The 12,254-nt window shown below is 64.3% G+C and carries 13 protein-coding genes and 1 pseudogene; 6 read left to right on the top strand and 8 right to left on the bottom strand.

Features of this window, described 5'->3' with window-relative positions:
- Window positions 1-7 precede the first annotated feature (7 nt).
- Window positions 8-445, bottom strand: coding sequence for an HIT family protein (locus tag H3H45_RS09085; protein WP_182833414.1), 438 nt, complete (start codon window positions 443-445; stop codon window positions 8-10).
- 46 nt (window positions 446-491) lie between these two features.
- A complete protein-coding gene (locus tag H3H45_RS09080) occupies window positions 492-971 on the bottom strand; it encodes an MFS transporter (protein WP_182833413.1) in 480 nt (159 codons plus the stop codon).
- A gap of 104 nt (window positions 972-1,075) precedes the next feature.
- Between H3H45_RS09080 and H3H45_RS09075 the strand changes: the two genes are divergently transcribed.
- Together H3H45_RS09075 and H3H45_RS09070 are read left to right on the top strand one after the other, a co-directional pair.
- Window positions 1,076-3,112, top strand: coding sequence for a S9 family peptidase (locus H3H45_RS09075; RefSeq protein ID WP_182833412.1), 2,037 nt, complete (start codon window positions 1,076-1,078; stop codon window positions 3,110-3,112).
- A 33-nt stretch (window positions 3,113-3,145) separates the two neighbouring features.
- The gene (locus tag H3H45_RS09070) at window positions 3,146-3,580 is read left to right on the top strand and encodes a hypothetical protein (RefSeq protein ID WP_182833411.1); all 435 of its coding nucleotides are present in this window, start codon (window positions 3,146-3,148) and stop codon (window positions 3,578-3,580) included.
- Here the strand turns inward: H3H45_RS09070 and H3H45_RS09065 are convergent.
- Complete coding sequence (locus tag H3H45_RS09065; RefSeq protein WP_182833410.1) at window positions 3,577-3,876, bottom strand: hypothetical protein; 300 nt, start codon at window positions 3,874-3,876, stop codon at window positions 3,577-3,579. The genes H3H45_RS09070 and H3H45_RS09065 overlap by 4 nt on opposite strands.
- Before the next feature lie 122 nt (window positions 3,877-3,998).
- Here H3H45_RS09065 and H3H45_RS09060 point away from each other — a divergent pair.
- Window positions 3,999-4,298: pseudogene (locus H3H45_RS09060) on the top strand (YajD family HNH nuclease); the annotation flags it as partial.
- 59 nt (window positions 4,299-4,357) lie between these two features.
- Window positions 4,358-4,828, top strand: coding sequence for an RNA methyltransferase (locus tag H3H45_RS09055; RefSeq protein ID WP_173204940.1), 471 nt, complete (start codon window positions 4,358-4,360; stop codon window positions 4,826-4,828).
- A 53-nt stretch (window positions 4,829-4,881) separates the two neighbouring features.
- On the opposite strand, the gene H3H45_RS09050 is transcribed toward H3H45_RS09055, so the two are convergent.
- A complete protein-coding gene (locus H3H45_RS09050; RefSeq protein ID WP_182833408.1) occupies window positions 4,882-6,105 on the bottom strand; it encodes a hypothetical protein in 1,224 nt (407 codons plus the stop codon).
- 52 nt (window positions 6,106-6,157) lie between these two features.
- Window positions 6,158-6,607, bottom strand: coding sequence for a YcgN family cysteine cluster protein (locus H3H45_RS09045; protein ID WP_182833407.1), 450 nt, complete (start codon window positions 6,605-6,607; stop codon window positions 6,158-6,160).
- A gap of 239 nt (window positions 6,608-6,846) precedes the next feature.
- On the opposite strand from H3H45_RS09045, the gene H3H45_RS09040 reads away from it, so the two are divergent.
- A complete protein-coding gene (locus H3H45_RS09040; protein ID WP_182833406.1) occupies window positions 6,847-8,469 on the top strand; it encodes a methyl-accepting chemotaxis protein in 1,623 nt (540 codons plus the stop codon).
- Between the two features lie 173 nt (window positions 8,470-8,642).
- On the opposite strand, the gene H3H45_RS09035 is transcribed toward H3H45_RS09040, so the two are convergent.
- Genes H3H45_RS09035 through rnd form a run of 3 tightly spaced genes read right to left on the bottom strand, consistent with a single transcriptional unit; the run spans window position 8,643 to window position 10,985 of the window.
- On the bottom strand, window positions 8,643-9,572 hold the full coding sequence (locus H3H45_RS09035; protein ID WP_182833405.1) for a D-2-hydroxyacid dehydrogenase: 930 nt from the start codon (window positions 9,570-9,572) through the stop codon (window positions 8,643-8,645).
- Entirely contained in the window at window positions 9,572-9,865 is a 294-nt protein-coding gene (locus H3H45_RS09030) for a YcgL domain-containing protein (RefSeq protein ID WP_182833404.1), read from the bottom strand. Before H3H45_RS09030 ends, H3H45_RS09035 begins: the two co-directional genes overlap by 1 nt.
- Window position 9,866: 1 nt before the next feature.
- Window positions 9,867-10,985, bottom strand: a complete 1,119-nt coding sequence (gene rnd / locus H3H45_RS09025; protein ID WP_182833403.1) for a ribonuclease D — start codon at window positions 10,983-10,985, stop codon at window positions 9,867-9,869.
- Window positions 10,986-11,148: 163 nt separating this feature from the next.
- Between rnd and H3H45_RS09020 the strand changes: the two genes are divergently transcribed.
- On the top strand, window positions 11,149-12,210 hold the full coding sequence (locus H3H45_RS09020) for an SMP-30/gluconolactonase/LRE family protein (protein WP_182833402.1): 1,062 nt from the start codon (window positions 11,149-11,151) through the stop codon (window positions 12,208-12,210).
- Window positions 12,211-12,254: the final 44 nt, after the last annotated feature.

The following is a 12,254-nucleotide window of genomic DNA, read 5'->3' as shown; positions in this document are numbered from 1 at the left end:
CTAGCTCTCATTGCAGGGCGCTGCGCAGCAGCTGTGCCTCGCGCTGCAGACGCGCCTCGATGCGCTTGCGGCCCAGCGGCAGGAAGCGGGTAAGGATGCGCCAGCATAGCGCCGCCAAGTCGCCGGTGCGGCGCGGAATCAGGTGCAGATGCAGGTGCGGTACGTGCTGATTGGCTACCGGGCCGTCGTTGATCAGGAAGTTGATCCCCAGCACGCCGGGATCGCTGCGGTAGAGCGCTTGGCCTACCCGGTCGGCCAAGGCCAACAGGGCCTCGCGGGCAACCGGCGGCAGGTCGGCGAGGAGCGGTGCGTGGCCCTTGGCGACGATCAGCAGATGGGCCGGGCGCAACGGGAAGATATCCAGCAACACCAGGAAGTGTTCGTCCTCATGGACGATGTGGGCCGGCAACTGGCCGTCAGCGATGGCGCAGAACACGCAGTTCATCGGCACTCCTTGTCTCTGCCTGGCGCAGTCCGCGCAAGAGCCGGTGTTAAAGACGCGGCTCGATGCGCAGGCGGCGGTCGCCGTTGGCATCCATGCGGGTGTCGGCCGCGAAGCTGTCGTCGCGGGCCATCATTTCACGCAGGGTCGGTTCGTCTTCCGCCGCCAGGGTAGTTGCCGGCGCACGCCGCGCTTGCCACCAGCGTTCGATCGGCCAGCGCAGGCCGGCGAAGGCCAGCCACACAGCAAAAGCGATCAGCCCATACATGGCCAGGTCAGCGACCGCACGCCAGGCGTTGTTACCCACTTTGAGCAGCAGGTCCATGGCGGTAATGGCGATGGCCGGGGCGAACAGATCCCGGGCCGGATCGACCGGGGTCGGGGTCAGCAGCAGCACGGCCACCAGCAGGCGCAGCGGCTCGCGCAGCCAGCGCCAGATCCAGCCGGTCAGCTGGAACCAAACCAGCAGGCAGCCAAGTGCAGAAATGGCGTAAATGGCCCAGGCAAGCAGATAGTCTTGTTCAGTCATGCGGGTTGATGGCTTGGCCGGCAAAGGGGCGATTATGATAACGGCTTTTCCGCGCCCCGGCGCCCCTGCCGTCGCCGGCGCCACTCAGCCACTCTGGAAACCCCATGCCCAACGCCCCGATTGCTCGTCGCGCCGCCGCTGCCGACCCCTACCACTGGCTTGAGCAGCGCGATGCCGCCGAGGTGCTCGACTACCTCAAGGCGGAGAACGCCTACCTGGAAGCCGAGCTGGCCGAGCAGGCGCCGCTGCGCGAAGCGCTGTTCGAGGAGATCAAGGGCCGCATCCGCGAGACCGACCTATCGTTGCCGACGCCCTGGGGCCCCTGGCTGTACTACCAGCGCACCACTGCCGGCGACGAATACCCGCGCCACTACCGCTGCCCGTTGCCGGCCGACGGCAGCCTGGCGGTGGACGAAAGCGCCGAACAGCTGCTGCTCGACCCCAACGCACTGGCCGGCGACGGCTACCTGTCGCTGGGTGCCTTCACCACCAGCCCGGACCACAACCTGCTCGGCTACAGCCTGGATACCGCGGGCGACGAGATCTACCAGCTGTTCGTCAAGGACCTGCGCACAGGTACCATTACCGCCCTGCCCTTTGACGACTGCGACGGCAGCCTGACCTGGGCCAACGACAGCCAGACCCTGTTCTTCACCACCCTCGACAATACCCACCGCCCGCACCAGCTGCACCGCTATCGCCTGGGTGAAGACGCGGCGCAGCTGGTGTTCGAAGAAAGCGACGGGCGCTTCTTCCTCAGCTGCTACCGCTCCAGCTCCGAGCGCCAACTGGTGCTGCTGCTGGGCAGCAAGACCACCAGCGAGAGCTGGGTGCTGGATGCAGAGACGCCGCAGGACGCGTTCGCCTGCCTGGCGCCACGCGAGGAAGGCCACGAATACTATGTGGATCACGGCCAGCTGAACGGCACCTGGGCCTGGCTGATCCGCAGCAACCAGAGCGGCATCAACTTCGCCCTGTTCCATGCCGATGAACAGCAGCCGAGCCGCGCGCAGTGGCAGGAACTGATCGGCCACGACCCGCAACGCATGCTCGAAGGCGTCAGCTTGAATGCCGGCGCCTTTATCCTCAGCCTGCGCCAGGGCGGCCTACCGATCATCGAAGTGCATCCGCAAGGCGCCGCGCCCTACCCGGTGCAATTACCGGACGCCGCCTACAGCCTACACGTGCAGGACAGCCTGGAATTCACCAGCCCGGTGATCCGTCTGCGCTACGAGGCACTCAACCGCCCGGCACAGATCCGCCAGCTGGACCTGCGCAGCGCCGAACAGAAAGTCCTCAAGCAGACCCCGGTGGAAGGCCCGTTCGACGCCGACGCCTACGAGAGCCGCCGCCTGTGGGCCAGCGCTGCCGATGGCACGCAGGTGCCGATCAGCCTGGTGGCACGCCGCGAGGTGCTCGCCGCTGGCACCTCCGCGCCGCTCTATCTGTATGGTTATGGTGCCTACGGCGAATGCCTCGACCCCTGGTTCTCCCACGCGCGCCTGTCCCTGCTGGAGCGCGGCTTCGTCTTCGCCATCGCCCATGTGCGCGGCGGCGGCGAGCTGGGCGAGGCCTGGTACCGCGCCGGCAAGCTGGAGCACAAGGAAAATACCTTTAGCGATTTCATCGCCTGTGCCGAACACCTGATCGACGCGGGTCTGACCTCGCCCGCGCAGCTGGCCATCAGCGGCGGCAGCGCCGGCGGCCTGCTGATCGGTGCAGTGCTCAACCAGCGCCCCGACCTGTTCGCTGCAGCCATCGCCGAAGTGCCCTTCGTCGACGTGCTCAACACCATGCAGAACCCCGATCTGCCGCTGACCGTCACCGAGTACGACGAATGGGGCGATCCGCACCAGCCCGAGGTATTCAAACGCATCAAGAGCTACGCGCCCTATGAGAACGTATGCGCCCAGGCCTACCCGGCGCTGCTCGCCGTGGCCGGCTACAACGACAGCCGCGTGCAGTACTGGGAAGCTGCCAAGTGGGTGGCCAAGCTACGCGCCACCCGTACCGACAACCACCTACTGCTCTTGAAAACCGACCTCGGCGCTGGCCACGGCGGCATGAGCGGGCGTTACCAGGGGCTGAAAGATGTGGCGCTGGAATATGCCTTCCTGTTGAAAGTGCTGGGGCTGGTCTGAGAACCAGTAAAAACGGATCGCGAGGGATCGCCCATGCAAAATCTGCTCTATCGCTGGCTGCTCGCGGTTGGCCTCGGCCATGTGCTGCTCGGCGTCATCCTGGCCTTCACCGCGCAGCTGCCCATCGCCGCGCCCTACTTCCAGTACCTGTATGCCAGCGTGGGCGCCAGCCAGGCGCCGACGGCGGAATACCACAGCCTGCTGACCACCATGGTGCGCCTGTTCGGCCCCACGGTCGCAAGCTGGGGCCTGCTGTTCAGCCTGCTGGTACACCTCTACCGCCAGCACGGCCACGCACTGATCAAGCCCGCACTGTTCGCCGCCCTGCTGCTCTGGTGCGTGCTGGATAGCGTAATTTCTGCCTACTACGGCATCCTGGCCCACACTTATCTGAACACCCTGGCGGCACTGTCGATTGCCTTGCCGCTGCTGGCCCTACATCCGTTAACCAAGGCTCAGGCAGGCTAATCCAGCTGCTCCGCCGGATGCTGCGGATTGGCCTTACGCTGCTGCTCCAGCTGCGGCAAGGGCCGATCCTTGGGCAAGGGTTGCGGCGGGGTCAGCGGCCTCGGTTGCGCCGGACTGTTCAGCAGCGGCGGATTGCGGTTGCTACTGCCCAGCGGACGAATCTGCGGCTGGCTGTAGGGTTGCGGCGTGGCCGTGCCGGGTGAACCGGACGTCGGACGGCGCAGCAAGTCCGCAGCCGAGAGCGGAGCGATCTGCAGCAGCCCGGCAGACAGGGCGAACACAATAAAAAGACGCATGCAGGACTCCAGCTTCGCGGACTTTGGCTTTATTCTGACTGCATCGGAACGCCCGCGTTCGCCACCCGACCACAGGTCCTGTCATGAGCAGCAAACCCAGCTACACCTTGTCGGCCAAGGCCGAAGCAGACTACCGGCAGAAAGCCCTGAAGATGTACCCGCACGTGTGCGGCCGTTGTGCCCGCGAGTTCAGCGGCAAGCGCCTGAGCGAGCTGACCGTGCACCACCGCGACCACAACCATGACAACAACCCGCAGGATGGCTCCAACTGGGAGCTGCTGTGCCTGTTCTGTCATGACAACGAGCACTCGCGCTACACCGACCAGCAGTACTTCGCCGAAGGCTCCACCGCCAGCCCGCAGGCGGCGAAGACCACCTACAAGGCCTTCGGTGACCTGGCCAGCCTGCTGAAAAAGGACTAGTGGCAGGCACGGCGCCGAGGGCAGCCGTATAATCGCGTCTTTTTTGCGCGAGCATCATCGTGGCCAACAAACGTTACAGCTGCATCGGCCTGTTCAACCCCAAGTCACCGGAGAACGTCGGCTCGATCATGCGCGCCGCCGGCTGCTATGGCGTCAGCTCGGTGTTCTACACCGGTACCCGCTACGACCGCGCCAAGGATTTCGTCACCGACACCAAGAAGGTCCACCAGGACATTCCGCTGATCAACATCGACGACCTGCGCCGCATCGTGCCGCTGGGCTGCACCCCGGTAGCGGTGGAACTGGTGGAAGGCGCCCGCGCCCTGCCCGACTACACCCACCCGGATCGCGCGCTCTACATCTTCGGCCCGGAAGACGGCTCGCTGGACAAGGAAATCCGCGACTGGTGTGGCGATGAAGTGGTGTACATCCCCACCAATGGCTGCATGAACCTGGCGGCCACGGTCAACGTGGTGCTCTATGATCGCCTGGCCAAAGGCAACAACACCCGCTCGGGGCCGTTGTTCTAAAGCACGCGTTTTTCGCAGGAGCGGCTGACACCGCTCACAGGAGCAGTCCTGGTTCAGCGCAACAACGGGCTATCCAGTACATCCGAGGCGCGACCCATGACGTTCTCGCTGATCTCGATCAGGTCCTTGGTGCTGGCCCTGTCCAGGCGCATCAGGCCGCGGGTGACGTCGTCCAGCGAGCGCTGGTTGTTGGTGTTCTTGCGCAGTTCCCGATCCAGCTCCTGCAGCAGCAACACCGCACGGGCGGTGATCGGCCCGCTGGACTCCTCGGTGCGCAGGGTCTTGACCGGCTTGCTCCAGCCAATCAGCTTCTTGCGGATGGCCTGGTAGCGGTCCTCGCTCATGCCCCCGGCACGACGCATCAGTTCGATGGCGTAATACTCGGCGATACCTTCACTGATCCAGTCGCTCTTGTCGGTGTCACGGATGCGGCTGAACACGTGGACCAACTCGTGCACCAGGGAACTGGTGCCGTTCTCGCTGACCAGTGGGCGGTCGCTGTGCATGAACAGCGAATTGGGCGCCGACAGGCCGCCGCGCCACATTGGATCACCGGCGCCGACGATGAGCAACTTGGCCGGATCACGCGGGAACACCGCCTGGGCCTCCGGCCAGATGAAGGTCAGCAGGGTGATGATGTCCATCCGGCGCAGCCCTTCGCCCACCGGCGCGGCCACGGTCACGTCGGTATCGCCGAGCTGGGCACGGCGGCTGCCGATCTTGCCAGCGAGGATCCAGCCGGTCGGGCGATCCAGCTTGCGGGTCGGGTTGTCGATGCGGAAGCGGTTCTCGCCGATGCGCGGCCAGCCGGTCTCCACCCCCTTCCAACCTTTCGGCAGCTCGAACTGCAGGCGCGCGACCAACTCGATGCTGTCGTCCTTGATCAGGTGCGCACTGGGCACCAGATCATCGCCACGCAGCAGCGCCCAGTCCGGGGTCATCCGTGCATCGAAACTGCCGGATTTGCGCGGGTGGCTGATGCGCACCTTGTAGCTGAGCTTGCTCTGCCCCTTGCCCGGCTGCCAGACACCTTTCTCGGTGCCGTCCAGCTGCCAGTTGCCATCGGCCTGGAAGTCGCTGTAGTAGTCCTTGCCGCCCAGATCGAAAGTCAGGCTGCGCACCAGATCGGCCTGTTCCAGAGTCAGGCTGACTTCGGCCTGGTCGCTTTCCGGGAGAAAACGCACGTGATAATCAAGGTCGATTTTCTTCGCCGCCCAGAGCGGTGCGCTCAGGCTCAGCAGTAGGGCGGCAGACAGCAGTTTGAGACGGGCGGGCATTGTGCAAGCTCCATGCGTGAGCAGGTATAGACCTATCGCCAGCGCGAAAGGCTCAACCGGCGCGGAAAATCAGATGATCTTCCCAGTCATCCTCGGCCACGCTGTTTTCGCTGAGCATGCGTCCGGACTGGGAAATGCGTTCGTGGTGTACCGCATCGCGGTCGCCGCAGACCAGATGGTGCCAGAGCGGCAGGTCCTTGCCTTCACTGACTAGGCGATAGGCGCAGGTCGGCGGCAGCCACTGGAACTGATCGGCCTGCGCCGGGGTGAGCTGGATGCAGTCTGGCACCTGGGCACGCCGGTTGGCGTAGTCGGTGCAGCGGCAGGTCTGCATATCTAGCAGTTTGCAGGCGATACGCGTGTAGTAAACGCTGCCGTCATCCTCGTCTTCGAGTTTCTGCAGGCAGCACAGGCCGCAGCCGTCGCACAGCGACTCCCACTCGTCCTGGTCGAGCTGGGCGAGAGTCTTGCGTTTCCAGAAGGGTTCGACTTTGGCGGCCATGACAGACTACAAGGGTGAAAAGGCCGGCAGTCTAGCCCGTGTGCGAGGGCGGGCCAAGCGCGGGCGACTGATGGTTGGCGAAGCGGCCAGGTAACTCAGACGCGCTTTTTCATTCGGTAATTTTACTGACCAGAATTACAGCTTTTTACTGAAATCAGGCAGATCTGGTCTAGGCTGAACGCAGCGCTGGCCTATCGCCACGTCTTTGCGAAGACCGCCTTTCGTCAAGGAAGATAACCATGAAAAGCTGGAAGATCAGAACCCATCTGTTACTGCTGGTCGCTGCCCTGCTATCGGGCCTGCTGCTGGTCGGCCTTCTTGGAATGCAGGGTCTGAAAACCACCGTACGCGGCCTGGAAACCGTCTACCTCGATCGCGTGGTGCCACTGCGCGACCTCAAGCTGATCGCCGATCTGTATGCGGTGAACATCGTCGACGCCACCCACAAGGCACGCAGCGGCACCCTCACTCCAGCAGCGGCACAAGAGTTGATCGAGCAGGCCGAACAACGCATCGAACAGACCTGGCAGGCCTATCTGGCAACCCAGCTGATCGCCGAAGAGACGCGCCTGATCGACGAGATCAAACCGCTGATGACCAACGCCGACCAGCCGTTAGGCGAACTGCAGCGCATGCTGCAGCAAAACGATCTCGTGGCTGTAGGGCAATTCGCCGACAGCCGCCTCTATCCGCTGATCGACCCGCTCTCGGCGAAATTCTCCGAACTGATCGAGGTGCAATTGCTGGAGGCCAAGCGCCAGTTCGAGCTGGGCCAGAACACCTATAGCAACGACCTGCAACTGAGCAGTGGCGTACTGTTGCTCGCGCTACTTTTCGGTGCCGCCCAGGCGCTGTACTTTGCCCGCCTGCTGAAACGCCAGCTGGGCGCCGAGCCCGGCGAACTGGAAGCCATCAGTGCGCGCATCGCCCAGGGCCAACTGGCCACCCAGGCAGGCCTGGAACAAGCCAGTACCGGGGTGATGAAATCGGTGCAGAGCATGCACCACGGCCTGCGCGACATGATCGGCAATATCGGCGAGGCTTCCGAGCAGATCGAGTGCGCCTCCCTGCAACTGGCCGCCTCCTCTGAGCAGGTACTCAACAGCGCCAATATCCAGAGTGATACCGCCTCGGCCATCGCCGCCACCATGGAAGAGATGGCGGTAAGCATCAGCCAGATTGCCGAGAACGCCCAGCAGACCCGCGACATGGCGCAGAAAGCCGGCAGCTTGAGTGACGATGGCCTGCGGGTGACTGCAGCGGCCATCGCGGAAATGCGCGGCATCGCCGAACTGGTGACGCAGAGCGCCGCGGATATCGAACACCTGGCCGACCAGTCGGCCAATATCAGCGCCATCGTCGACGTGATCAAGGGCATCGCCGAGCAGACCAATCTGCTCGCCCTGAATGCCGCCATCGAGGCCGCGCGTGCCGGCGAGCAGGGTCGTGGCTTTGCCGTGGTGGCCGATGAAGTCCGTGGCCTGGCCAGCCGTACGGCGCAGTCGACCACGGAGATCGTCGGCCTGGTCGACTCGATCCAGAACGGCATGCACAAGGCCAAGAGCAGCATGAGCGCCGGCCGCGAGCGCCTCAGCAGTGGCACGCAGCTGGTGGAACAGGCCGGCACGGCGATGCAGGACATCCGCACGGCGCTGAGCGAGTCGCTGCAGGCGGTCAACGTCATCTCCATGTCCCTGCAGGAGCAGCGCGCCGCCAGTGAACAGGTGGCGATGAACGTGGAGCGGGTGGCGCAGATCGTCGAGGAGAACTCGGCGGCCCAGGGCGGCATCGTCCAGGCCATCCAGGGCCTGCAAGCCATGTCCGGGCGCCTGCAGGGCATGCTGCAGCGTTTCAGTTTCTAAGAGCCTGTTCACGATCTTTTGGACTAGAGCCAGACAAGGCGCAACGCCAGTAACAGCCAACGGCTGGTCAAAACAGGCGAGGAAGCGGAGTTTACGAGCTGTAAATGAGCATTCCGAGCCTGTTTTTAACGCGGTATGGCCGACGGGCAAGAGATCGTGAACAGGCTCTAAAACTAATAGCCGCGGGCAAAATCTACCAGGCCGCGTAACCCCTGCCCGGCCTGCCAACGCCGCAGGTTGTCGAGGAACAGGTCGACCATGGCAGCCGGCTCGGTCGGCGCCGAGCTGTGTCCAGTGAGCAGCAGGCGCGGCGCGTTCCAGAACGGATGGCCCGAAGGCAAAGGCTCCTGGCGGCACACATCAATCACTGCCCCCGCCAGCAAGCCCGCGTTGAGGGCAGCCAGCAGATCCTCATCAACCACCGCCACGCCGCGCCCGGCATTGATGAACAGGGCCTGCGGCGCCATCCGCGCAAACAGGGCGGCGTCATAGATATCGCGAGTCGCAGGGGTGTCTGGCAGCAGATTGATCACTACCTCGGCCCAGCCGGCCAGCTCTGCCAGGCCGTGCATGCCGCGTATCTCGGTGAACGGCTCGATGGCTCGTGGCGTACGCGCAATGCCACGCAGCTCGACACCGAACGGCGCGAGGAAGCGTGCTACCTCGCAGCCAATATCACCGGCACCGACGATCAGCACGCGCATACCGCGCAAACTGGATGGCGGAAGATTGTCCCAGCGCTGCTCCACCTGACTGGCCAGGCGTGGCAGCAGACGGCCGCGATGGGCCAGCAGATAGGTCAGCACGTATTCGGCCATGACCTGGCCAAAGATGCCGACAGCCCGGCTCAGCTGATAATCGCGCGGTAGGTCGGGTGACAGCAGCGGCGTGATGCCGGCCCAGGTCGACTGCAACCATTGCGGCCGCTGGCCCTGACGCAGCAGGGGCGCCAGCAGATCGGGCTGACCGAGCCAGACTGGGCAACTGGCGGCCTGGCGGGCCAGCTCCTGTTCATCGCCACACACCAGTTGCAGCTGCGGCGCGGCGGCCGTGAGCAGCTCGGCATACTGCGCCTGGGCCTGTTCGGCGAGCAGAACGCGCATCAGACCGGATCGTTGCGGCGCAGCAGCTCTTCCGGCAGGTGCTCGATGTAATCGTCTTCCGGCGGCGGCATCTGCAGGTGATAGCCCTGGGTTTCGAGGTTTTCCAGCACCTTGTGGATATCTTCACGGGCCAGCGGTTTCTCCGGCGTGAGGATCAAGCTGAAGGCCAACTGTGGCGGGCCGAAGGCCGCCAGCAGGGCTTCCGGCACGCGCTTCAGCTCATCGGCTTTGAGCACGTAGAGGTACATCTCGTTCTTGCGTGGGCTGCGGTAGATCGAACAGATTTTCTTCATTTCAGGCTTCCAGGGCGGCTAATAGAGCCTCGCCCATCAGTTCACGGCGCCAGCCACGCAGGTTGTCCGGCAGCTGGTAAGGGCCATTCGGGTAACCGCTTTTCAGCAGGGCTTCGAGGGATTTCTTGCGCAGCATCAGCTCCGGGGCGATCTGCAGACGCTCGGCCTCACGCTGGCCAACCACGCGCAGTTTCTTCAGCAGCGCGGTGGACTCCAGCGGCAGCGGCTGTGGCAGGGCTTCAGGCCACTGCTCGGGCGGCAGTGCGCCGGCTTCGCGGATCAGCTGCAACAGGGTCTCGCCATCCTGGCGCACAGTCTTTGGGTGCATCTCTTCGATGCGCGCCAGGGCCACCAGGTTGTCCGGCTGAGTCTTGGCCAGTGGCCACAGCGAATGCTCGCGGATAATGCGGTTGCGCGGCTGGTTGCGCGCCCGTGCCTGGCGTTCGCGCCAGGCGCAGAGGGCGCGCATTACCGCCAGTTGTTGGCGCGACAGCTTCCAGGCCAGCTTGGCTTCGCGGTAGAGCTGGTCCGGGTCGACTTCACGGCGCAGATTGCTGACCAGCTCGGCACCGTCTTCAAGCACCCAGGCCTGCTTGTCGGCGGACAGCTTGGGCTGCAGCACCAGGTACAGCTCGGCCAGGTGCTGGGCATCCTCGGCGGCATAGCTGATCTGGGTCGGCGACAGTGGACGCTGCAGCCAGTCGGAACGGGTCTCGCCCTTGGGCAGCTCGATGGCAAGCACCTCCTGCACCAGGCGCGAATAACCCATGGAGAAGCCCAGGTTGAGGTAGCCGGCGGCTAGTTGGGTGTCGAACAAGGGGCTCGGCAGGCTACCGGTCAGGCGCAGGAACACTTCCAGGTCTTCGCTGCAGGCATGCAGCACCTTGACCACGGCCTGATCTTCCAGCAATTCGGCAAAGGGCGACCAGTCGCTGATGCACAGCGGGTCGACAAGGAAGGCGTGCTGGCCATCGCCCACCTGCAACAGGCCTGCAATTGGGTAGAAGGTGTCGACCCGCATGAACTCGGTGTCGAGGGCAACGAACGGCAAACGCCGCCAGTCGGCGCAGTGACGGGCCAGGCTGGCGTCGTCGAGGATCCACTGAATATCGATAGCCACGCGGCACTCCTTGGGCAATGCCGCGCAGTATATATGCCTGGCGCCTGGGCCGGGCATTTGCCGCCGCAGAACGTCTGGCTTATACCCAGATATTCCAGTACCCCGCAGCGACTCGTTACTCGGGTTACACTGCCGCCCCACCTCAGTACAGGGAAGAATAACGATGAAAAAACTCCTCGGCCTGCTGGCCCTACTGATCGCTGGCGCGGCGGGCTACCTTGCGCTAACCCCGAACACCATCGACCCGCTGGCCTGGCAACCGCCGGTAGCACCGCTGATGACCGGTGCACTGGAGCCCAACGACACCCTGATGAAGGCCGAGCTGCTGGCCAAGGGCGAGATCCACGGCCCGGAAGACACCGCCGTGGATGCCCAGGGCCGCGTCTATGCCGGCCTGCATGACGGGCGCATCGTGCGCATTGCCGAGGACGGCAGCCTCGACGTACTCACCGCCACCGGCGGCCGGCCGCTGGGCATGGACTTCGATGCCCAGGGCAACCTGATCGTCGCCGACGCTTACAAGGGCCTGCTGCGCATCAGCCCGGCCGGGCAGCTCGAAGTGCTCAGTACCGAGGCTGACGGCGTGCCGTTCGCCTTCACCGACGATGTCGACATTGCCAGCGACGGGCGCATCTATTTCAGCGACGCCTCGAGCAAGTTCCAACAGCCGGATTACCTGCTCGACCTGCTCGAAGGCCGCCCCTACGGCCGCCTGCTGCGCTACGACCCGGCCACCGGCAAGAGCGAGACCCTGCTCAAGGACCTGTACTTCGCCAACGGCGTGGCGCTGTCGCAGAACGAGGACTTCGTGCTGGTCAACGAAACCTACCGCTACCGCATCACCCGCTACTGGCTGAAAGGCGAAAAGGCCGGCAGCCACGATGTGTTCATCGACAACCTGCCAGGCATGCCGGACAACCTGCAGGGCGATCGCGCCGGCACCTTCTGGGTAGCCCTGCCCACGCCGCGCAAGGCCGACGCCGACTTCCTGCAGAACCAGCCCTGGCTCAAGGCCCAGCTGGCCAAGTTGCCGCGCTCGATGTGGCCCAAGCCGAAGGATTACGGCCTGGCCATCTCGCTCAACGAGAAAGGTGAGATCGTGCAAAGCCTGCACGACACCAGTGGCACGCACCTGCGCATGGTCACCTCGGTCAAGCCAGTGGGCGACTTCCTCTACTTCGGTAGCCTGGACAACGACCGCATCGGCAAACTGCAGTACCGCTAGTCTGCCCCGTGTAATGAAAAAGCCCGCCAATCGGCGGGCTTTTT

It is taken from the genome of Aquipseudomonas guryensis (assembly GCF_014164785.1).
Lineage (GTDB): Bacteria > Pseudomonadota > Gammaproteobacteria > Pseudomonadales > Pseudomonadaceae > Aquipseudomonas > Aquipseudomonas guryensis.
Note: the sequence above shows the minus strand (reverse complement) of the source record. Positions and strands in the feature narration are given on the sequence as shown.